Origin of the sequence: Streptomyces sp. NPDC014882, from assembly GCF_043081325.1 — a bacterium.
Classification (GTDB): Bacteria; Actinomycetota; Actinomycetes; order Streptomycetales; family Streptomycetaceae; genus Streptomyces.
The window spans coordinates 136,600-156,184 of record NZ_JBIBWL010000016.1; the positions used below are offsets into that span (position 1 = coordinate 136,600).

Here is a 19,585-nt window from a genome sequence, read left to right on the forward strand (position 1 = left end):
ATCCGCTACGAGGGAGGGGGCCGCGTGCTCATCGACACCTACGGCCGGGTGGCCACCGACCTGCGCGTCTCGCTGACCGACCGCTGCAATCTCCGGTGCACGTACTGCATGCCCGAGGAGGGCCTGCAGTGGCTGGCCAAGCCGGACCTGCTCACGGACGACGAGATCGTCCGCCTGATCGACATCGCCGTCACCTCCCTCGGCATCGAGGAGGTCCGCTTCACCGGCGGCGAACCCCTGCTGCGCCCCGGCCTGGTCGGCATCGTCGAGCGGGTCGCGGCCCTGAGCCCGCGCCCCCGGATGTCGCTGACCACCAACGGCATCGGCCTCAGGCGCACGGCACCGGCCCTCAAGGCCGCGGGCCTGGACAGGGTCAACGTCTCCCTCGACACGCTCCGCCCGGACGTCTTCAAGACCCTCACCCGCCGCGACCGCCACCAGGACGTCCTCGAAGGCCTGCGGGCCGCCCGGGACGCGGGCCTGACCCCGGTCAAGGTGAACGCGGTCCTGATGCCCGGCCTCAACGCAGACGAGGCCCCCGACCTCCTCGCCTGGGCCGTCGAGCACGACTACGAACTGCGGTTCATCGAGCAGATGCCCCTGGACGCCCAGCACGGCTGGAAGCGCGAGGGCATGGTCACGGCGGGCGACATCCTCGCCTCCCTGCGCACCCGCTTCGACCTCACCGAGGAGGACGCCCAGGAGCGCGGTTCGGCCCCGGCCGAACGCTGGACCGTCGACGGCGGCCCGCACCGGGTCGGCGTCATCGCCTCCGTCACCCGCCCGTTCTGCGCGGCCTGCGACCGCACCCGCCTCACGGCGGACGGCCAGGTGCGCACCTGCCTCTTCGCCCGCGAGGAGACCGACCTGCGCGCCGCCCTGCGCTCCGACGCCCCCGACGAGGAGATCGCGCGCATCTGGCGCCTGGCGATGTGGGGCAAGAAGGCGGGCGCGGGCCTGGACGACCCGTCCTTCGTCCAGCCGGACCGCCCGATGTCGGCGATCGGCGGCTAGGGCCTGTTGCGAAAGTGGATCTTGGTCGTGGATGATCACGCCCTCTGGGGCGTGGTGATCTGACGAATGGACAGTGGGCCCGGCTTGAGCCGTTGTTGCCGCAGGGAATCAAGCCGGGCCGTCCGCCGGTGTGGACGCGACGGCAGCTGATAGACGGCATTCGGTGGCGGACCCGTACCGGTGCTCCCTGGCGTGATGTGCCGGAACGCTACGGGCCCTGGGACCGGGTCTACGACCTGTTCCGGCGCTGGCAGCGCGATGGCACCTGGGCCAGATTCGTCACTCGGCTCCAAGCTCAGGCGGACGCGAAGGGCCTGATCGCCTGGGACGTGAATATCGACTCCACCGTCTGCCGGGCCCACCAGCACGCCGCCGGGGCCTCGAAAAAGGGGATCTGCAAAAGGAACCGCCCGGCGGCATCGCCGTCGAGCCGGCCGACCATGGTCTCGGACGTTCCCGAGGCGGCCTGACCGCCAAGATCCACCTTGCCGTCGAGCAGGGGCAGAAGCCGCTGAGCGTCGTGATCACAGCCGGCCAGCGGGGTGACTCGCCGCAATTCGAGCCGGTCCTGGAAGCCATCCGGGTACCTCGCCTTGGTCCGGGCAGGCCCCGCAGGCGGCCGGACCGGGTGCGGGCCGACAAAGCGTACGACTCCCGCCGTAACCGGGCCTACCTGCGCAGACGCGGGATCAAGGCGACCATCCCGGTCCCCGCCGACCGCGTCCGCAACCGCCAGAAGCTCGGTGCCCGAGGCGGTCGGCCGCCGAAGTTCGACAAAACCGACTACCGCGAGCGGCATGCCGTCGAGTGCGGGATCAACCGCCTCAAGCGCCACCGGGCCGTGGCCACGAGATACGACAAGCTCGCCGTCCGCCACGAGGCGGCCGTGTTGGTTGCAGTCCTCGACGAGTGGCTGTGACCAGCACCTTCCCAACAAACCCTAGTCGACCCTGACCACGTACTTGCCCCGCACACCGCCCGCCTCCAGCGCCCGGTGTGCGGCCGCTGTCTCTTTCAGCGGGAAGACCGTGTCCACCGCCGGCCGCAGCTTCCCCTCTGTCACCTGGCGGGCGAGGTCGTCGAAGAGCGCACGTTCGGGGTTGCCGCTGAAGAAGCGCACCCGGCCGCGTCCGTGGACGGCGCTGGCCGCGATGTAGCCCAGCGAGGCGGCGGGCCGCGTCAGGTCGAAGGCGATGGTGACCATGCGTCCGCCCGGCTTCAGTATCCGCCGTACGGTACGCAGGTCGGTGCCCGCCGTGTCGAGGACCACGTCGAACAGTCCCAGTTCCGCAGGGGACACGGTCCGGTGGTCGACGGCGTGGTGGGCACCGAGCGTACGGACGAAGTCGAGGTTGGCAGCGCGGGCCAGGGCCGTGACCTCGGCACCGTACGCCTGTCCCAGCTGGACGGCGGCGTTGCCGACGCCGCCCGCCGCGCCCCGTACGAGCAGCCGTTCGCCTGGGCGCAGTGCGGCCTTGTCGCGGAGGGCCGTGATGGCCGTGGTGGCCACCGGCAGCGCGGCCGCGGCCACGAGGTCCAGTCCGTCCGGGACCCGGCCGAGCCGCTCGGGCCGTACCGTCACGTACTCGGCGGCGCTGCCGAATCCGGAGCTGCGGCCCAGGACGCCCCACACCTGGTCGCCGACCGCTACGCCGGTCGCGCCGGTGCCGAGTGCGGCGATCTCGCCGGTGAAGTCCAGCCCGATGCGCTGCGGGAACTTCCGGCCGGTGATGAGGCGGACCCGACCGGAACGGGCCGCCAGTTCGCCGCCGTTCACGCTGAACGCGCGCACGCGCACGAGGACCTCGCCGGGTGCCGGGCCGGGACGTGGCACCCGGCCCACATACAGCACCTCGGGGCCGCCGAAGCGGTCGAACAGTACGGCTTTCATCGTGCGGTCGTCCATCGCCTGCGTTCTCACCTTCGTCACCAGTGGCCGTGCGGGGGATCGTGGCGCCGAGCGTAGGCTGGCAAGCGGACGAGATCGTCCATTTGACCGGAGGTGAGAGACAGCGGTGGGGGAATCCTCTCGGATCGCGGGGCAGGACAGTCTGCGGGCGGACGCCCGGCGCAACCGGCGGCGCATCCTCTCGGCTGCCCGCGTGGTCTTCGCCGAGCACGGCATCGACGCGCCCATGGCGACCGTGGCCCGGCGGGCGGGGGTCGGCGTGGCGACGCTGTACCGGCGTTTCCCGACGCGGGACGCCCTGGTGCGGGCCGCGTTCGCGCACCAGATGGACACCTGCGCTCGGGCGCTCACCGAGGCACTGGCCGACCCCGATCCGTGGCAGGGCTTCCAGCGGCTGGTCGAGACGGTCTGCGAACTACAACGGGAGGAACGGGGCTTCCCGGCCGCGTTCGTCGCGGCCTTTCCGGACAGCACGCGAGAACACGCGCGACTACGGGAACAGGCCGAGCGGGACTTCATGACCCTGGTCCGCAGGGCTCAGGCGGCGGGCGCGCTGCGGGCCGACTTCCACCCCTCCGACCTTGCCGTGGCCTTGTTGTCCCACTGCGGTCTGGTCACCGCACTGCCAGGTGACCGTGCGGCGTCCCGGCGCCTGGTGGCGTACTTGCTCCAGTCGTTCCGCGCCGAGGCGGCCCACGGAGCGCTGCCAGCGCCGAGCGCACTGTCGCTGCGCAGTCTTCCGCTCGCAGCCCACGGCTCCCAGGGACAGCGGTCCTCCAGAACCTGATACGAAGCGGCGCCTGCCGCGTGGCCGCCCTTCGGGCGACCGCGCCACTTTCGCAACAGGCCCTAGGACGCCCCGGGCGCTCCAGGCGACCCGGGACCCGGGACCCGGGGGGCCTCGGGGGACTCCCACTCCGTCAGCAGGACGACATCCTTCAGGAAGCCGCGCACGCCGAGGAACTGCGACAGGTGCTCCCGGTGCTCCTCGCACGCCAGCCACGTCTTGCGGCGCTCCGGCGTGTGGATCTTCGGGTTGTTCCACGCCAGCACCCACACGGCATCGGCGCGGCAGCCCTTCGCGGAGCAGATCGGGGTCTCGTCACTCACAGGTTCGTCTCACAGGTACGCGCAAAAAGGCGACGCCGAGCAGCCACGGGGGGAGCTGCCCGGCGTCGGTCCGTCGCTCCGACGGGGGATGCGGAGCGCGTACGAAGTATGTCACGGCGACCCGGCGCCACGGCACCGGAACAACAGGTTTTATTGGGCCCGGCGCACAGCCGGCTCACGGCCGCCGCTCCGTCGGCCCCGCCCCCGCGTGTCCCGGCCGGGGCGCGGTCCGCTCCCGCGCGGCCTCCGGTTCCTCCCGCGCGGCCTCCGGTTCCTCCCGCGGGGGTTCCGCGGCGGGCTCCTCCCGCGCCGTCCGCTCCTCCGCGTGCCCGCCGGTGATCATCGGCGGCGGGGGAGTAGTCACGAACGTCGACGGCAGCCCCGGCGCGTTCTCCCGTCCGGCATTGGCGATCACCACCGCGACGTACGGCAGGACCAGGCCCAGGACCAGCGCCACCACCGCGACGTGCCGTTCCACGTTCCACAGCGTCGCGCCCAGGATCACCGCCACGGTACGGACCGACATCGAGATCACGTACCGCCGCTGCCGGCCCCGGACGTCCTCCTGGAGTCCCTGGCGTGCTCCGGTGATCCGGAACACCTGGGCGTCGCCGCCGCCGCGCCGCTTCCGCATCACATTCCACCATCCGCGCGCTCGAACTCTCCCCGCCCGTCAACGGTACGCCGCGACCCGGCCGCCCTGGAGACCGGGGCGCCGCCGGCCGGGCGGACGCGCTGCGCCGTACCGCGTACGGCAGCACCCGACATGCGGCGTAAGGAGGTCGGGCCGACACTGGGGGCAATGCTCGCGCAGGGCCGTACGAGGAGGCAGCAATGGGCTGGTTGTGGGCGATCATCGTGGGATTCGTGCTGGGCCTGATCGCCAAGGCGATCATCCCGGGCAAGCAGCACAGCCCACTGTGGCTGACCACCATCTTCGGCATCCTGGGCGCGATCGTCGGCAACGCCGTCGCCCGGGGCTTCGGGGTGGAGGAGACCCCGGGCATCGACTGGAGCCGGCACATCTTCCAGCTGGTCGCCGCCGTCATCATCGTCGCCGTCGGCGACATGCTGTACGTCCGGACGCTGGGCAGGCGCAGGCACCACGCCTGAGCGCACGAAGAGGCGCGGGCCCCGGTGGCGGGCACGCGATCCCGTGCCCGCCGCGCGGGACCCGCGCCCCGGTGGCGTCCTGCGCCCCTACGCCCCCGTCACCTCGACGGCGGCCAGGTTCTTCTTGCCGCGCCGCAGCACCAGCCACCGCCCGTGCAGCAGGTCCTCCGCCGCCGGGACGGCGTCCTCGGCGGTCACCTTGACGTTGTTCACGTAGGCCCCGCCCTCCTTCACCGTCCGCCGGGCCGCGGACTTGCTCGCCACCAGGCCGACCTCGGCGAACAGGTCGACGACCGGCGCCGGCTCGGCGACCCGGACGTGCGGCACCTCGGACAGGGCCGCGGCCAGCGTCCGCTCGTCGAGGTCCGCCAGCTCGCCCTGCCCGAACAGCGCCCTGGACGCGGCGATCACGGCGGCCGTCTGGCCGGCGCCGTGCACCAGCGTCGTCAGCTCCTCGGCCAGCGCCCGCTGCGCGGCCCGCGCCTGCGGCCGCTCCCGCGTCTGCCGCTCCAGTTCCTCCAGTTCCTCACGGGACCTGAAGGACAGGATGCGCATGTAGCCCGAGATGTCCCGGTCGTCCACGTTCAGCCAGAACTGGTAGAACGCGTACGGCGTCGTCATCTCCGGGTCGAGCCAGACGGCGCCGCCCTCGGTCTTGCCGAACTTGGTGCCGTCCGCCTTGGTCATCAGCGGTGTCGCCAGCGCGTGCACGGACGCCTCCGGCTCCAGCCGGTGGATCAGGTCCAGGCCGGCCGTGAGGTTGCCCCACTGGTCGCTGCCGCCCTGCTGGAGCGTGCAGCCGTAGCGCCGGTGGAGCTGGAGGAAGTCCATGCCCTGGAGGATCTGGTAGCTGAACTCGGTGTAGCTGATGCCCTGGTCGGACTCCAGCCGGCGGGCCACGGAGTCCTTCGTCAGCATCTTGTTGACGCGGAAGTGCTTGCCGATGTCCCGCAGGAACTCGATCGCGGACAGGCCGGCCGTCCAGTCGAGGTTGTTCACCATCACGGCCGCGTTCTCCCCCTCGAACGAGAGGAACGGCTCGATCTGGGAACGCAGCCTGTCGACCCAGCCGGCGACCGTCTCCGGGTCGTTCAGCGTGCGCTCCGCCGTCGGGCGGGGGTCGCCGATCAGGCCCGTGGCGCCGCCGACCAGCGCCAGCGGCCGGTGCCCGGCCTGCTGGAGCCGGCGCACGGTGAGCACCTGCACCAGGTGTCCGACGTGCAGGGACGGCGCGGTCGGGTCGAAGCCGCAATAGAACGTGACGGGACCGTCCGCGAGCGCCTTGCGCAAAGCGTCCTCGTCGGTGGACAGGGAGAACAGTCCCCGCCACTTCAGCTCGTCGACGATGTCCGTCACGGTTCTCGTGTCTCCTCGATGATCTCGGGCGGTCCGGCGACCACCGGCTATGAGGTTATACGCCCTGGCTGACGGAGCTCATGTTGAATTCCGGCACCCGCAGCGCGGGCATGGCGGACCTGGTGAACCAGTCGCTCCACTCCCGGGGCAGCGTCTTCTCCGTGCGCCCGGCCTCGGTGGCCCGGCGCAGCACGTCGACGGGGGACTCGTTGAAGCGGAAGTTGGTGACCTCGCCCACGACCTCGCCGTCCTCGACGAGGTAGACGCCGTCCCGGGTCAGCCCGGTCAGCAGCAGGGTCGCCGGGTCCACCTCGCGGATGTACCACAGGCAGGTCAGCAGCAGCCCGCGCCGGGTGCTCGCGACCATGTCCTTCAGCGACCGGTCGCCGCCGCCGTCCAGGATCAGGTTGTCGGCCCCGGGGGCCACCGGCAGGCCGGTCAGGGCCGCGCCGTGCCGGCTGGTCGTGAGCTGCTTCAGCTCACCGCCGCTGATCCACTCGGTGGCCCGGATCGGCAGGCCGTTGTCGAACACCGACTGGTCGCCGCCCGAGGAGTGCGCGACGACGAACGGCGCCGACTCCAGGCCCGGCTCGGCCGGGTCGCTGCGCAGGGTCAGCGGCAGCCCGGCCAGCTTCTCGCCGAGCCGGGTGCCGCCGCCCGGCCTGGAGAACACCGTCCGCCCCTCGGCCGCGTCCCGGCCCGACGACGACCACAGCTGGTAGATCATCAGGTCCGCGACCGCGGTCGGCGGCAGCAGCGTCTCGTACCGCCCCGCGGGCAGCTCGATCCGCCGCTCGGCCCAGCCCAGCCGTACGGCCAGCTCGGCGTCGAGCGCCGCCGGGTCGACGTCCCTGAAGTCCCGCGTCGAGCGGCCCGCCCACGCCGAGCGCGTACGGTCCGGTGACTTGGCGTTCAGCTCCAGCGTCCCGGTGGGCTGGTCGTGCCGCAGCCGCAGTCCCGTCGACGTGCCCAGGTAGGTCGAGACCAGCTCGTGGTTGGCGAAGCCGTACAGCTCGCGGCCGCCCGCACGCGCGCGGGCGAACGCCTCGCCGAGCGCCGGCGCGAAGTCGGCGAACACCGCGGACGAGGTCTCGGCGGGCGCCTCGGCGAACGCGGGGGACGGCGCCACGCCGGTCACCAGCGGCTGCGCGTCCTCGGCGGGCGCCGCGCCGCGCGCGGCGGCCTCGGCGGCCCGCACCAGCGGCTCCAGCTCGCCGGCGGTCACCGCGGACCGCGAGACGACCCCGGCGGCGGTGCCCTCCTTGCCGTCGACGGTCGCGATCACGGTGAGCGTGCGCCCGCGCGTGACGCCGTTCGTGGTCAGCGCGTTGCCCGCCCAGCGCAGGTTGGCGGTCGACCGCTCGTCGGCGATCACGACGCAGCCGTCGGCCCGCGACAGCTCCAGTGCGCGCTCCACGACCTCGTGCGGCTTGTCGGTACGGGCGCTCATCGGCCGGCCTCCTGCGTGGTGTTCAGACTGTGCTTTCCCGGGGGACGACCCCCGGACCCCCGGCCGATCCCGAACCTGGCGCTCATCGGCCGGCCTCCTGCGTGGTGTTCAGAATGTTGACGCCCTTGAACAGGGCGGACGGGCAGCCGTGCGACACGGCCGCGACCTGGCCCGGCTGGGCCTTGCCGCAGTTGAAGGCGCCGCCCAGGACGTACGTCTGCGGGCCGCCCACGGCCGCCATGGAGCCCCAGAAGTCGGTGGTCGTCGCCTGGTAGGCCACGTCCCGCAGCTGCCCGGTGATCCGCCCGTTCTCGATCCGGAAGAACCGCTGCCCGGTGAACTGGAAGTTGTAGCGCTGCATGTCGATCGACCAGGACCGGTCCCCGACCACGTAGATCCCGCGGTCCACGCTTCCGATCAGGTCCTCGGTGGACATCCCCGCCGGGTCCGGCCGCAGCGACACGTTGGCCATGCGCTGCACCGGCACGTGCGCGGGGGAGTCGGCGAACGCGCACCCGTTGGAGCGCTCGAAGCCGGTCAGCTTCGCGATGCGCCGGTCCAGCTGGTACCCGACGAGCGTGCCGTCCTTGACCAGGTCCCAGGACTGCGCCTCGACGCCCTCGTCGTCGAAGCCGACGGTGGCCAGGCCGTGCTCGGCGGTGCGGTCGCCGGTGACGTTCATCAGCTCGGAGCCGTAGCGCAGCGTGCCGAGCTTGTCGAAGGTGGCGAAGGAGGTGCCGGCGTAGGCGGCCTCGTAGCCGAGGGCCCGGTCCAGCTCGGTGGCGTGCCCGATGGACTCGTGGATGGTCAGCCACAGGTTGGACGGGTCGACCACCAGGTCGTACAGCCCCGGCTCCACGCTCGGCGCCCGCATCTTCTCGGCGAGCAGCTCCGGGATCCGCTCCAGCTCCTCGTCCCAGTCCCAGCCGGTGCCCGTCAGGTACTCCCAGCCGCGCCCGACCGGCGGCGCGACCGTCCGCATCGAGTCGAACTCGCCGCTGGACCCGTCGACCGACACCGCCGTCAGCGCCGGATGCAGCCGTACCCGCTGCTGGGTGGTCACCGTCCCCGCGGTGTCGGCGTAGAACTTGTTCTCGTGGACGGTGAGCAGCGAGGCGTCGACGTGGTCGATCCCGTCGGCCGCCAGCAGCCGCGCGCTCCAGTCCGCCAGCAGCGCCGCCTTCTCCTCGTCGGGCACCGTGAACGGATCGATCTCGTACGAGGAGACCCACGACCTCTCGGCGTGCACCGGCTCGTCGGCCAGCTCCACCCTTTCCTCCGCCCCCGCCGCCCTGATCACCTGCGCGGACAGCTTCGCCATCGCCACCGCCTGCGAGGCCACCTTGGCGGCGGCGTCCATCGTCAGGTCCACACCGGAGGCGAACCCCCACGTCCCGCCGTGCACCACCCGCACCGCGTACCCCAGGTCGGTGGTGTCCGACGACCCGGAGGGCCGGGCGTCCCGCAGCCGCCAGGACGCGCTGCGCACCCGCTCGAACCGGAAGTCGGCGTGCTCCGCGCCGAGCGCCCGCGCGCGGGCGAGGGCGGCGTCCGCGAGGGCGCGCAGGGGTAGTGCCAGAAATGACTCGTCGATTTCATGGGGCACGGGTGGGAATCCCTTCGAACTGCTCGCCTGTGAGGTACGTCGCAAGCAGTGAACCACGGCTCACCGGGCTGATTCCCTGGAAAAGGAGCGCGACAGTTCCCGCCGATACGGCGAGGAACGAAAGCACCGGTGGGGATGTCCGTGCGGAGCAGTGAGGTGGCTCGGTCGCCCGGAGACGATGGCCGGGGACGGCCCCGACGGCATCCCGGTCACCGCCGCCGAGCGGCACGGCATGCCGCACTACGAGGTGCCGGAAGACGTCGACCCCGTGGCGCTCCTGCTGGCCGAGCGCGAAGAGGACGACCGTTGATCTACATGGACACGTCCGCGCTGGTCACCTGGATGACCCGGCGCAGTCACTGGGGCGCGCTGGACGCCTTCCTCCAGGAACGGGCCACGGAGCCGCTCGCCACCGGCACGCTCGGCTTCGTGGAGACCGTGCGGACCCTGGACCTCATGGGGCACTTCCCGAAGGCGATGGACGATCTGGACGCCCGGATCACCGAGATCCTCCTCACCCGGGAAGTACGCGACGGGGCCGCTCTCCTGGTCGGACGTCTGAGGACGCTGGACGCGATCCATGTGGCCGGCGCGCTCTCGCTGCGGAACGACCTGACCGCGTTGGTGACGTACGACCGCAGGATGCTCGAAACGGCCCGGGGCGAGGGCCTGCCCGCTCACGCTCCCGGAATGGCGGAGTGACCGGGCGGCCGACTGTAGAAACCCGACAGCCGCCCCTGCACGTCACTGTCGGTGCCCGATTCCTTGTCCGCGCGCCCGGACCGATAGGTTTCGAGGAAGCCGCCTGTGGATCCAGCTGACCGGGCGGTGTGTCACGACCCCTACGGAAAGGGTGATCCGTTGAGCCGCTCGGTTCTCGTCACCGGAGGTAACCGGGGCATCGGCCTCGCCATCGCCCGCGCGTTCGCCGATGCCGGCGACAAGGTCGCGATCACGTACCGGTCGGGGGAGCCGCCCGCCGGCTTCCTGGCCGTCAAGTGCGACATCACCGACACCGAGCAGGTGGAGCAGGCCTACAAGGAGATCGAGGCCGAGCACGGCCCGGTCGAGGTGCTGATCGCCAACGCCGGCGTCACCAAGGACCAGCTCCTGATGCGCATGTCCGAGGAGGACTTCACCTCGGTCGTCGACACCAACCTCACCGGCACCTTCCGGGTCGTCAAGCGCGCCAACCGCGCCATGCTGCGGGCCAAGAAGGGCCGCGTCGTCCTGATCTCCTCCGTCGTCGGCCTGCTCGGTTCGGCGGGGCAGGCGAACTACGCCGCCTCCAAGGCCGGCCTGGTCGGCTTCGCGCGGTCCCTCGCCCGTGAGCTGGGCTCGCGCAACATCACCTTCAACGTCGTCGCCCCCGGCTTCGTCGACACCGACATGACACAGGCGCTGACCGACGAGCAGCGCGCCGGCATCGTGTCGCAGGTGCCGCTCGGCCGGTACGCGCAGCCCGACGAGATCGCCGCGACGGTGCGGTTCCTCGCCTCGGACGACGCCTCGTACATCACTGGAGCCGTCATCCCCGTAGACGGCGGACTGGGAATGGGTCACTGATCACCATGAGCGGAATTCTCGAGGGCAAGCGCGTCCTGATCTCCGGTGTGCTGATGGAGTCCTCCATCGCCTTCCACGCCGCCAAGCTGGCCCAGGAGCAGGGCGCGGAGATCATCCTCACCGCCTTCCCGCGGCCCACCCTGACCGAGCGCATCGCCCGCAAGCTGCCCAAGCCCACCAAGGTCATCGAGCTGGACGTGACCAACGACGAGCACCTCGGCCGGCTCGCCGACGTCGTCGGCGAGGAGCTGGGCGGCCTCGACGGCGTCGTGCACTCCATCGGCTTCGCGCCGCAGGACGCGCTCGGCGGCAACTTCCTCAACACGCCCTTCGAGTCCGTCGCCACGGCCATGCACGTCTCGGCGTACTCCCTGAAGTCGCTCACCATGGCCTGCCTGCCGCTGATGCAGAACGGCGGCTCCGTCGTCGGCCTCACCTTCGACGCGCAGTACGCCTGGCCGCAGTACGACTGGATGGGCCCGGCCAAGGCCGCGCTGGAGGCCACCAGCCGCTACATCGCCCGTGACCTGGGCAAGCAGAAGATCCGCTGCAACCTCATCTCCGCGGGCCCGCTCGGCTCCATGGCCGCCAAGTCCATCCCGGGCTTCAGCGACCTGGCCGCCGTGTGGGACACCCGTTCCCCGCTGGAGTGGGACCTGAAGGACCCCGAGCCGGCCGGCCGCGGCATCGTCGCCCTGCTGAGCGACTGGTTCCCGAAGACCACCGGCGAGATCATCCACGTGGACGGCGGCCTGCACGCCATCGGCGCCTGATCCACCGGCACGTCCCCGACGCCCCGCCGCCCGCCTCGCGCGGGAGGCGGGGCGTCACCCGTTCGGCGTATCCGGCCGGGCGGCGGAGCACCCGTACGCGCCACGCTGAAGTGCGCGTCCGTCAAGCGCTTTCCTCCCCAGCCCGGCCGAGGAGGTCTCTTTGTGCGCCTGTTCCGCAGCGTGGCCCCACCGACCGTCGCCGTCTGCCTCGTCCTGTCGCTGCCGTACGACGCGCTGTCCCACGCGCGCGTGCCGGCGCGGCCCGCCGCCGCCGCAGCACCCGAGGACCTGTTCGGCGCGGAGTGCCGGACCACCGTCGACGGGTCGGAGGTGACCGCCTACTGCCACAACCCCTACGCCGCCGTCGACCGGGTGCGCCTGCACATCGAGTGCGCGCGCTGGTGGGACCTCGACACGGACGGCCCCCCCGCCGACGCCGGACCGGCCGTGACCATGCGGCTGACCGGGCGCTGCTGGAAGGAGGTCGGGGCGGTCTGGGTCAGCCACCAGCGGGTGTGAACCGCCCGGGCCGGCACAGGAAGGGATAGCTCGCGGCCTCGACGGCGGCCGTCTCCGCGTCCCCCGCGCGGATCGCGTCGACCAGCCGGGCGTGGTCCATGCGCGCCTCCGGCGTCAGCTCCCCGCCGACGTCCTCGCGCAGCCAGTCCCGCAGGACCTCGCCCAGGTCGGCGTACACGGCCGTCATCGCGTCGTTGTGGGAGGCGGCCACCACCGCCAGGTGGAACGTCGCGTCCGCCGCGACGAAGGCCTCGGCGTCACCCGACTCCCACGCCTCCTCACGGCGCAGCAGCAGGGTCTCCAGCTGGCCGAGGTCCTTCTCCGTGCGCCGCTCGGCCGCCAGCCGTGCCGCACCCGACTCCAGGGTGGCGCGCAGTTCCGCGATGTGCCGCGGGTCCGCGTCCGCGAAGCGGCGGTGCATCACGCCCGCCAGCTCGCTGGTCGCCACCACGTAGGTGCCCGAGCCCTGACGGATGTCCAGCAGCCCGTTGTGCGCGAGCGCGCGGACGGCCTCGCGGACGGTGTTGCGGGCCACCCCCAGCTGCCCGACCAGCTCGGGCTCCGTCGGGATGCGCGAGCCGACCGGCCACTCCCCCGAGGTGATCTGGGTGCGCAGCGCGGCGATGACCTGCTCGGACAGCGCCGAGCGGCGGGGATGGCTCAGGGGCATGGCACACCTTCGCACGGGCGGGGCCGGGACCGGGCTCCTGGGGATGGACAGCCAATCATCCCATGATTCTATGATGGCCGGATGGCGAGCAAGGACACCACGAGCACGCGCGACGCGGCCCCCGCGACCGGCCACCGCCCGGCGCCCCCACCGACCGCCCCGCGCGCGTGGACGGCCCGCCTGGTCGTCGTGGGCGTCGTGCTGGCCGCCCTCAGCCTCCGCCCCGCCATCACCAGCCTCGGCGCCCTCCTCGAAGAGGTCCGCGAGGGACTCGGCATGAGCGGCGGCGTGGCCGGCCTCCTCACCTCCGTGCCCCCGCTCTGCTTCGCCGTCTTCGGTGTCACGGCGCCCCGCCTCGCCCGCCGCTTCGGCGCCGGCGCGGTCGTCTGCGCCGGCATGGCCGCCATCACCGCGGGCCTGCTGATACGCCCGTACGCGGGCGGTACGGCCGGCTTCCTCGCCGCCAGCGCCCTCGCCCTGATGGGCATCGCCGTCGGCAACGTCCTCATGCCGGTCATCGTCAAGCGCTGGTTCCCCGACCGGGTCGGCTCCATGACCGGCCTGTACTCGATGGCCCTCGCCCTCGGCACCTCGGCCGCCGCCGCGGTCACCGTGCCCGTGACCGACGCGCTCGGCGGCGGCTGGCGGTCCGGGCTGGCGGTGTGGGCCGGGCCGGCGGCGGCCGCCGTGCTCGCGTGGCTGCCGCTGGCCCGCGAGCGCGGGGCGACGCCCGCCGCGCCGTCCCCCGCGCGCGCGGAGGGCGGCCGTACCGGGGGCGGCCGCGCGGAGGACGCCCCCGTGCTGCGCATCACCCGCAGCCGCACCGCCTGGGCGCTCGCCGTCTTCTTCGGGCTCCAGGCCACGGCCGCGTACATCACCATGGGCTGGATGCCGCAGATCTTCCGCGACGCGGGCGTACCCGCGAGCACGGCCGGACTGCTCCTGGCCGTCACCATGGTCATGGGGGTGCCGCTCGCCTTCGTCATCCCGCGCCTGGCGACCCGGCTGCCGCACCAGGGCCCGATCGTCGTCGCGCTCGGCCTGTGCGGCCTCGCCGGGTACGCCGGTCTGCACCTCGCGCCCGCCGCCGGCGCCTGGGCCTGGGCCCTGCTCCTCGGCGTCTCCAACTGCGCCTTCCCGCTGGCCCTCACCATGGTCGGGATGCGGGCCAGGACCGGCGGGGGAGTGGCCCAGCTGTCCGCCTTCGCGCAGAGCGCCGGCTACCTGCTCTCCATCCCCGGTCCGCTGCTGGTCGGCGTGCTCTACCAGCACAGCGGCGGCTGGGGCCTGCCCCTGGCGCTGATGGCGGCGCTGATGGTCCCGCAGATGGCGGTGGGCGTCCTGGCCGGCCGCGACCGCACGGTGGAGGACGAGGCCGCCCGCTGACCCCGCCGACCCCGCGGGGGCCGTCCGGTGCGCCGGGTGCGAGACTGGGCGCATGCCAGTGCTCGACCCGAACCCCGAGAACGGCCAGAAGAAGATGCTGATCGTCTTCGGCTCGTTCCTCCTCATTTTTGTGATCATCGGGATCATCGCCACCATCGCCTCGCCCTGACGCGCCCCCGCCGGAGCGGGGGTGGGGTTAACCCCCCTGTCCCCTAGGGGGCCAGGGTCAGGGTCAAGTGGGTGGATCACCGGATGGGACGCCGGCCGCCGGGTCCGTACCTTCGAGATGTGGCCGCGCGACGCGGCCGGAACCCCTCGAAGACCAGCGGAGGCACCCATGCCGGCCCCCACGCACACCCGGACCCACCCGGTCGCTCAGGGCAGCGGCGTCGGCACCCGGCTGCCCTGGTGGGCCCTGGCCCTGCCGACCCTGGCCTTCGTGGCCCTCCTCGCGCTGATACTGAACCCCGCCGACGCCCAGGCGGCATCCGGCGACCCGGCGATCACCGACCTCGTCGACCGCGTACGGCAGCTCGTCGCGCGATAGGCCCCGGCGGTCACGCCCCGGACGCACGCCTCACGCCCCGTTCCCAGGTGAAGACGCATGTCAACTCCCTGCGCCTCGTGGCCTGTTTCATGCGAAGCTGGGAGTCATGAGCGTCGCAGAACCCCGCAGGATCGTCCTCTTCCGGCATGCGAAAGCCGACTGGCCACAGGTGACCGACCACGAGCGACCGCTCGCTGAGCGGGGCCGCCTGGACGCGGCCGTCGCCGGACGCAAGCTGGCCGACACCGGCATCCCCGTCGACCTGGCCCTGTGCTCCACCGCGACCCGCACGCGCGAGACGTGGAAGCTCGCCGTGCACGAGTTCCCCCACCGGCCCAGGACGGTCTACGAGGAGCGGATCTACGAGGCCTCACCGGGCGAACTGATCGCCCTGCTCAACGAAACCCCGGACGACGTGCGCAACGTCCTCCTGATCGGTCACAACCCGGGCGTCCAGGGACTCGCGGACATCCTCTCCGGTGCCGCCGAAGGCGACGCGCGCGAGCGGGTGACCCGCCGCGGTTTCCCCGCCGCGGCCTTCGCCGTCACGACCTTCGACGGCTCCTGGAAGTCCCTGGAGCCGGGCGCCGCCACGCTCACCGACTACTGGGCGCCGTCCGAGTGACACCGGTACGGCACATGTGAGGCCCGGCGGCACGCCGGGCCTCGCCCGCCCGTCCGGACGAGGAGCTCTCCCCCTCGTCACTCCTCGTCGTGGGTGTCCGCCGCCTCGACCTCTTCCCGGGTGACGCCCAGCAGGTACAGGACGGTGTCCAGGAAGGGCACGTTCACCGCCGTGTGCGCGGCCTCCCGCACCACGGGCTTGGCGTTGAAGGCGACCCCGAGACCGGCCGCGTTCAGCATGTCCAGATCGTTGGCTCCATCGCCGATCGCCACCGTCTGCGACAGGGGCACGCCCGCCTCCGCGGCGAACCGGCGCAGCAGCCGCGCCTTGCCCGCGCGGTCCACGATCTCCCCGGTGACCCGGCCGGTCAGCTTCCCGTCGACGATCTCCAGGGTGTTGGCCTGCGCGAAGTCCAGACCCAGCCGTTCCCTCAGGTCGTCGGTGACCTGGGTGAAGCCGCCGGAGACGACACCCACCTGGAAGCCCAGCCGCTTCAGGGTCCGGATCAGCGTGCGCGCGCCCGGCGTCAGCCGCACCTCGGCGCGCACCTTCTCCACGACCGAGGCGTCCAGCCCCGCCAGCAGCGCCACCCGGGCGTGCAGCGACTGTTCGAAGTCCAGCTCGCCCCGCATCGCCGCCGCCGTCACCTCGGCGACCTCGTCCTCACAGCCGGCGTGCGCCGCGAAGAGCTCGATCACCTCGTCCTGGATCAGCGTGGAGTCGACGTCCATGACGACCAGCCGCTGGGCGCGCCGGTGCAGACCCGCGGCCACGACGGCGACGTCGACACCCAGTGCCGCGGCGTCGGTGACCAGCGCGGTGCGCAGCGGTCCGGTCTCCACCCCGGAGACGGCGAACTCGACGGCGGTGACCGGGTACTTGGCCAGCCGGAAGATACGGTCGATGTTGCCGCCGACCTTGGTGATCCTGGCGGCGACGGAGGCCGTGGCCTGCGCGGTGAGCGGATGCCCGAGCACGGTGACCAGGGACCGTCCGAGGCCGCGCGGCCGGTTGTCACCGAGACCGGAGATGATCTCCGCCTGCATCTTCATCGATTCCGCCCAGCTGTGGACGGTCGACCGCAGGTCACCCTCCAGCCCGTGCGGCGGCTCGGTCACGAGCGCGCACAGCACCATGCGGCCGCGGGTGACGACCTGCTCGATGTCGACCACGTCGACGGAGTAGGCGGCAAGGGTGTCGAAGAGGCCGGCCGTGATGCCCGGCCTGTCCTTGCCGAAGATCTTGACAAGGAGAGTGGGGACGTCGGAGGACCCGGTCGGCGAGGTCTGCGAAGCGCTCATGGTGTCTCCACCGTATCCGGCACCCTGTGCCTTCCGCCGCCCAGGTCCGGCTGGCGGACACTGAACAGTGGGTGTCGTCCGCGTGGCGATCACCTGGAGGAACGGTACCTAGTGACCGGCGGGTCCCCGGACGAGTACCGGTACTCATGCCGCCGACCGGCCACCGGCCGCAGGCTGCCTCCGTGAACGTGAAACGGAACGTCGTGCCCCGCGACATCGGCGACTCGCCCCTCTGCCTCGCCCTCGCCCTGCTCTTCTGGGGCCTCACGGCGCTGATCGTGTGGGGCCCCCTCGTTCTCCTGCCCGTCTTCTCCGTCGCCTGGGGACAGTCGCCGAGATGGATGCTGCCGTGGCTGGAGGTCACCCTGCTCCAGGTCGGCATCGGCGCGGCCGTACTGACGCCCCTGTACTTCGCGCCCGGCGTCGAGCGTCTCGCCCCCTCCGCCCGGTTCGCGCTGCTGGGGCCCGTCGCCATGGCCGTCGCACTGACCGTCCCCTTCTGTGTCGACCTTCCCGGGACGTGACTCACCGGCCCCCGCCCGGGCCGTCCGGGGGCGGGGGCGGGGACAGGGGAGGAGGCGGCGGCGCGGGACCGTCGGCGTCCGGCGACCGCTCCCGGGAGCGCGGGGGCCCCGGCGGACGCCGGGGCGGCCGGGCGGGAGGTTCCACGGGGCCCGCCACCGTCGGCGCGTCGTACGGATCGTGCCCGAGCCGCGAAGCCTCCGGTCCCCCCGGCCCCTCCGGCAGCCGCAGGTACGGATTGGTGGCGGGGTTCGGCGGCCGGTACGGCGCACCCGGCACGTACGGCCCGGAGCGGCCGTCCGTCGCCCGGGGGCTGCCGGACCCCCCGGTCGCCCGCCCCGGGCCGCCCCCGCCCGCAGGCGGGCCGCCCGGCCCGGGCGTCGGTGCCGCACCCTCGCCTCCGGGCCCCGCCGCGAGGCCATGCCACGCCGGTGCGGCCCGCTCGCCGGCGCCCCCCGCCGGGAGGCGGTGCGACGTCGGTGCCGCACCCTCGCCTCCGGGCCCCGCCGCGAGGCCGTGCCACGCCGGTGCCGCCGCCCGTGTCCCCGCTGCTCCGGCCGCCCGGGCGAGGAGCGCCCCGGCCGCCCCGGCGCCGGCCCCCCACGCGGCCCCGAGCAGCACGGCCGTGCCGAGGCGGCCGTGCAGTTCCACGCCGGCGCCGAAGGCGTCGAACCCGAGCACGGACAGGGAGGCGCCGACGGACACGTCCGTCAGCCGGGCGAGCAACGGCAGCGCCACCGCGGTCACCACCCCCAGCCGCACCGCACACCACCCCACGAACCCGGCACCCCCCGCACCCCGTACCGCCCCGGAACCGTCGGCCGCCCCGGAACCCTCGACCGCGGCGGCCGCCCCCGCCCGGCCCACCGGGCTCCGCACCGCCGTCAACACCCCCGCCAGCAGCAGCATCACCGCCGCCGAGATCCCCAACAGCCACACCCGGCCGTCCAGTTCGGCCAGCCGGCCCAGCGTCACCGGCCCCTCGGCGCCGTCGCCCAGCAGGTCGTCGAGCGGATCGGGCAGCACACGCGTCAGAACCCCCGTCGCCCGGCCGTCCCACGGCACGAACAGACCGACGTCCACGCCGAGCCACACCCCGTTGGGCGCCCCGAGCAGCGCCGCCCCCACGATCCGCCTCGGACGGTCGTCACCGATCGCCGCGTACACCGCCGCCGCGAACCCGGCGGCCACCGCCACCAGCAGCACCGTGACGAGGGCGGAGACCGCGGGCCGCACCACCCGGTGCACGGCGTCCCAGCCGGGCGGCAGCGGCGTACGGCGTGCGGCCAGCAGGGCGATCAGCAGCACCCCGGCCGACCAGACCAGTCCGCCGAGCAGTGTCGCGGACGTGTCGACGGTGAATCCGACCGCGGCCCGCGCGTCGACGAGATCCCCCAGCCGGTCGGGCAGCAGTCCGCCGACGTCCCCGAGACCGCCCGGCCCGGGGACCTCGACGCCACCCCCGCCGCCGGGCAGGCCGGCCGGCCCCAGCGCCCCGCCGTCGAGGGTGATGACGTCGTGCCCGGCCCAGGCCAGCCCGCCCAGCGCGGCGAGGAACAGCGCGACCACCGTGCCCGCGCGCGCCAGGAGTTCGGCCGGCGCGACCACGACCCCGGCCGCGCGCAGGGACCGCAGGAAGAACCACGACAGCAGCACCGCCCCGACCAGGCCCACGCCCAGTGGCGTGATCTCGACGGCGGTGTCCGCCTCCGCGCCCGTCAGGCCGAACGTGGACACATCGCCCGACGGCGTCACCGAACCGCCGACGCCCAGCGCCACGACCGCCGCCGTCATCGGCACCGGCGAACCCACGGCGTCCGCCCCCAGCAGATGCAGACCGAGCGCCGCCGTCCCCGCCATCCCGATCAACGCCCAGCTCACCGCGGCGATCGCGGACAGCAGCACGTCCGGCCACGGCACCCCCTCGCCGTACGCCGCGCCCGTGCCGTGCCCGACACCCGTGCCGGTACTCATGCAGACCCCCCGATCCGCGATGCGCAGCGGCGAAGATCACCGCTTCCGCCCCCCTCGCGTGCGTTTACCACTGTCCGGCCGGGTTTCCACCCCGTCAACGGAAACGCCCGACGAGACGGCGTGAGCCCGCGCGCGCCCCTTCGC

Annotated in this window: 23 protein-coding genes; 14 read left to right on the forward strand and 9 right to left on the reverse strand. The window is 73.1% G+C overall.

All coding sequences use genetic code 11. From position 1 onward, the window contains the following. The first annotated feature begins 24 nt into the window (after window positions 1–24). Together moaA and ACF09K_RS29565 are read left to right on the forward strand one after the other, a co-directional pair. On the forward strand, window positions 25–1,014 hold the full coding sequence (gene moaA / locus ACF09K_RS29560) for a GTP 3',8-cyclase MoaA (protein WP_392248404.1): 990 nt from the start codon (window positions 25–27) through the stop codon (window positions 1,012–1,014). A 44-nt stretch (window positions 1,015–1,058) separates the two neighbouring features. Then, window positions 1,059–1,933 (forward strand): IS5 family transposase gene (locus ACF09K_RS29565; RefSeq protein ID WP_392248405.1). Its coding sequence is split into 2 segments (ribosomal slippage): window positions 1,059–1,425 and window positions 1,425–1,933, totalling 876 coding nucleotides; the frame shifts between segments, so codons are not numbered across the junction. A gap of 21 nt (window positions 1,934–1,954) precedes the next feature. On the opposite strand, the gene ACF09K_RS29570 is transcribed toward ACF09K_RS29565, so the two are convergent. Beyond that, the gene (locus tag ACF09K_RS29570; protein WP_392248367.1) at window positions 1,955–2,920 is read right to left on the reverse strand and encodes an NAD(P)-dependent alcohol dehydrogenase; all 966 of its coding nucleotides are present in this window, start codon (window positions 2,918–2,920) and stop codon (window positions 1,955–1,957) included. Between the two features lie 109 nt (window positions 2,921–3,029). On the opposite strand from ACF09K_RS29570, the gene ACF09K_RS29575 reads away from it, so the two are divergent. Continuing rightward, a complete protein-coding gene (locus ACF09K_RS29575; protein ID WP_392248368.1) occupies window positions 3,030–3,710 on the forward strand; it encodes a TetR/AcrR family transcriptional regulator in 681 nt (226 codons plus the stop codon). A gap of 62 nt (window positions 3,711–3,772) precedes the next feature. Here the strand turns inward: ACF09K_RS29575 and ACF09K_RS29580 are convergent, their stop codons facing one another. Further along, complete coding sequence (locus tag ACF09K_RS29580; RefSeq protein ID WP_392248369.1) at window positions 3,773–4,033, reverse strand: hypothetical protein; 261 nt, start codon at window positions 4,031–4,033, stop codon at window positions 3,773–3,775. 175 nt (window positions 4,034–4,208) lie between these two features. Then, window positions 4,209–4,667, reverse strand: a complete 459-nt coding sequence (locus ACF09K_RS29585) for a DUF3099 domain-containing protein (protein WP_392248370.1) — start codon at window positions 4,665–4,667, stop codon at window positions 4,209–4,211. Window positions 4,668–4,867: 200 nt separating this feature from the next. Between ACF09K_RS29585 and ACF09K_RS29590 the strand changes: the two genes are divergently transcribed. Continuing rightward, the gene (locus ACF09K_RS29590; RefSeq protein WP_392248371.1) at window positions 4,868–5,146 is read left to right on the forward strand and encodes a GlsB/YeaQ/YmgE family stress response membrane protein; all 279 of its coding nucleotides are present in this window, start codon (window positions 4,868–4,870) and stop codon (window positions 5,144–5,146) included. Between the two features lie 87 nt (window positions 5,147–5,233). On the opposite strand, the gene tyrS is transcribed toward ACF09K_RS29590, so the two are convergent. The 3 genes from tyrS to ACF09K_RS29605 form a co-directional block, all read right to left on the reverse strand. Continuing rightward, the gene (gene tyrS / locus ACF09K_RS29595) at window positions 5,234–6,502 is read right to left on the reverse strand and encodes a tyrosine--tRNA ligase (protein ID WP_392248372.1); all 1,269 of its coding nucleotides are present in this window, start codon (window positions 6,500–6,502) and stop codon (window positions 5,234–5,236) included. Between the two features lie 55 nt (window positions 6,503–6,557). Then, on the reverse strand, window positions 6,558–7,952 hold the full coding sequence (locus ACF09K_RS29600; protein WP_392248373.1) for a metallopeptidase TldD-related protein: 1,395 nt from the start codon (window positions 7,950–7,952) through the stop codon (window positions 6,558–6,560). An 82-nt stretch (window positions 7,953–8,034) separates the two neighbouring features. Next, entirely contained in the window at window positions 8,035–9,558 is a 1,524-nt protein-coding gene (locus ACF09K_RS29605; protein ID WP_392248374.1) for a TldD/PmbA family protein, read from the reverse strand. A 151-nt stretch (window positions 9,559–9,709) separates the two neighbouring features. On the opposite strand from ACF09K_RS29605, the gene ACF09K_RS29610 reads away from it, so the two are divergent. The 5 genes from ACF09K_RS29610 (at window position 9,710) to ACF09K_RS29630 (ending at window position 12,416) form a co-directional block, all read left to right on the forward strand. After that, on the forward strand, window positions 9,710–9,868 hold the full coding sequence (locus tag ACF09K_RS29610; RefSeq protein WP_392248375.1) for a hypothetical protein: 159 nt from the start codon (window positions 9,710–9,712) through the stop codon (window positions 9,866–9,868). Window positions 9,869–9,873: 5 nt separating this feature from the next. Then, window positions 9,874–10,260, forward strand: a complete 387-nt coding sequence (locus ACF09K_RS29615; RefSeq protein ID WP_392248406.1) for a PIN domain-containing protein — start codon at window positions 9,874–9,876, stop codon at window positions 10,258–10,260. A 159-nt stretch (window positions 10,261–10,419) separates the two neighbouring features. Further along, window positions 10,420–11,124, forward strand: a complete 705-nt coding sequence (fabG, locus tag ACF09K_RS29620; protein ID WP_392248376.1) for a 3-oxoacyl-[acyl-carrier-protein] reductase — start codon at window positions 10,420–10,422, stop codon at window positions 11,122–11,124. A gap of 5 nt (window positions 11,125–11,129) precedes the next feature. Beyond that, window positions 11,130–11,897, forward strand: a complete 768-nt coding sequence (gene fabI, locus ACF09K_RS29625; RefSeq protein ID WP_392248377.1) for an enoyl-ACP reductase FabI — start codon at window positions 11,130–11,132, stop codon at window positions 11,895–11,897. A gap of 162 nt (window positions 11,898–12,059) precedes the next feature. Beyond that, complete coding sequence (locus ACF09K_RS29630) at window positions 12,060–12,416, forward strand: hypothetical protein (protein WP_392248378.1); 357 nt, start codon at window positions 12,060–12,062, stop codon at window positions 12,414–12,416. Here ACF09K_RS29630 and ACF09K_RS29635 read toward each other — a convergent pair. After that, window positions 12,397–13,086, reverse strand: a complete 690-nt coding sequence (locus ACF09K_RS29635; RefSeq protein ID WP_392248379.1) for a FadR/GntR family transcriptional regulator — start codon at window positions 13,084–13,086, stop codon at window positions 12,397–12,399. The two genes, ACF09K_RS29630 and ACF09K_RS29635, sit on opposite strands and share 20 nt — an antisense overlap. An 81-nt stretch (window positions 13,087–13,167) precedes the next feature. On the opposite strand from ACF09K_RS29635, the gene ACF09K_RS29640 reads away from it, so the two are divergent. The 4 genes from ACF09K_RS29640 to ACF09K_RS29655 all read left to right on the forward strand — a co-directional run bounded on the left by ACF09K_RS29640 (window position 13,168) and on the right by ACF09K_RS29655 (window position 15,644). Continuing rightward, window positions 13,168–14,472, forward strand: coding sequence for a CynX/NimT family MFS transporter (locus ACF09K_RS29640; protein WP_392248380.1), 1,305 nt, complete (start codon window positions 13,168–13,170; stop codon window positions 14,470–14,472). 52 nt (window positions 14,473–14,524) lie between these two features. Next, window positions 14,525–14,641 carry an SGM_5486 family transporter-associated protein gene (locus ACF09K_RS29645; protein ID WP_356568251.1) on the forward strand — a complete coding sequence of 39 codons (117 nt, stop codon included), beginning with the start codon at window positions 14,525–14,527 and terminating at the stop codon, window positions 14,639–14,641. Between the two features lie 168 nt (window positions 14,642–14,809). After that, window positions 14,810–15,019, forward strand: a complete 210-nt coding sequence (locus ACF09K_RS29650) for a hypothetical protein (RefSeq protein ID WP_392248381.1) — start codon at window positions 14,810–14,812, stop codon at window positions 15,017–15,019. A 106-nt stretch (window positions 15,020–15,125) separates the two neighbouring features. Continuing rightward, window positions 15,126–15,644, forward strand: a complete 519-nt coding sequence (locus tag ACF09K_RS29655) for a SixA phosphatase family protein (RefSeq protein ID WP_392248382.1) — start codon at window positions 15,126–15,128, stop codon at window positions 15,642–15,644. Between the two features lie 77 nt (window positions 15,645–15,721). Here the strand turns inward: ACF09K_RS29655 and serB are convergent, their stop codons facing one another. Continuing rightward, a complete protein-coding gene (gene serB, locus ACF09K_RS29660) occupies window positions 15,722–16,945 on the reverse strand; it encodes a phosphoserine phosphatase SerB (protein WP_392248383.1) in 1,224 nt (407 codons plus the stop codon). Between the two features lie 182 nt (window positions 16,946–17,127). Between serB and ACF09K_RS29665 the strand changes: the two genes are divergently transcribed. Next, window positions 17,128–17,469: a hypothetical protein gene (locus ACF09K_RS29665; RefSeq protein WP_392248384.1), complete on the forward strand. Its 342-nt coding sequence runs from the start codon at window positions 17,128–17,130 to the stop codon at window positions 17,467–17,469. Window position 17,470: 1 nt separating this feature from the next. Here the strand turns inward: ACF09K_RS29665 and ACF09K_RS29670 are convergent, their stop codons facing one another. Beyond that, on the reverse strand, window positions 17,471–19,441 hold the full coding sequence (locus tag ACF09K_RS29670; RefSeq protein ID WP_392248385.1) for a streptophobe family protein: 1,971 nt from the start codon (window positions 19,439–19,441) through the stop codon (window positions 17,471–17,473). Between the last annotated feature and the right edge of the window lie 144 nt (window positions 19,442–19,585).

Excerpts from the sequence above, each read along its gene's own strand:
- ACF09K_RS29570 (WP_392248367.1), bottom strand. The coding sequence starts at position 2,920 with ATGGACGACCGCACGATGAAAGCCGTACTGTTCGACCGCTTCGGCGGC.
- ACF09K_RS29585 (WP_392248370.1), bottom strand. The coding sequence starts at position 4,667 with ATGCGGAAGCGGCGCGGCGGCGGCGACGCCCAGGTGTTCCGGATCACC.
- ACF09K_RS29590 (WP_392248371.1), top strand. The coding sequence starts at position 4,868 with ATGGGCTGGTTGTGGGCGATCATCGTGGGATTCGTGCTGGGCCTGATC.
- ACF09K_RS29600 (WP_392248373.1), bottom strand. The coding sequence starts at position 7,952 with ATGAGCGCCCGTACCGACAAGCCGCACGAGGTCGTGGAGCGCGCACTG.
- ACF09K_RS29615 (WP_392248406.1), top strand. The coding sequence starts at position 9,874 with ATGGACACGTCCGCGCTGGTCACCTGGATGACCCGGCGCAGTCACTGG.
- fabI (WP_392248377.1), top strand. The coding sequence starts at position 11,130 with ATGAGCGGAATTCTCGAGGGCAAGCGCGTCCTGATCTCCGGTGTGCTG.
- ACF09K_RS29635 (WP_392248379.1), bottom strand. The coding sequence starts at position 13,086 with ATGCCCCTGAGCCATCCCCGCCGCTCGGCGCTGTCCGAGCAGGTCATC.
- ACF09K_RS29640 (WP_392248380.1), top strand. The coding sequence starts at position 13,168 with ATGGCGAGCAAGGACACCACGAGCACGCGCGACGCGGCCCCCGCGACC.
- ACF09K_RS29645 (WP_356568251.1), top strand. The coding sequence starts at position 14,525 with ATGCCAGTGCTCGACCCGAACCCCGAGAACGGCCAGAAGAAGATGCTG.
- ACF09K_RS29650 (WP_392248381.1), top strand. The coding sequence starts at position 14,810 with ATGCCGGCCCCCACGCACACCCGGACCCACCCGGTCGCTCAGGGCAGC.
- ACF09K_RS29655 (WP_392248382.1), top strand. The coding sequence starts at position 15,126 with ATGAGCGTCGCAGAACCCCGCAGGATCGTCCTCTTCCGGCATGCGAAA.
- serB (WP_392248383.1), bottom strand. The coding sequence starts at position 16,945 with ATGAGCGCTTCGCAGACCTCGCCGACCGGGTCCTCCGACGTCCCCACT.
- ACF09K_RS29670 (WP_392248385.1), bottom strand. The coding sequence starts at position 19,441 with ATGAGTACCGGCACGGGTGTCGGGCACGGCACGGGCGCGGCGTACGGC.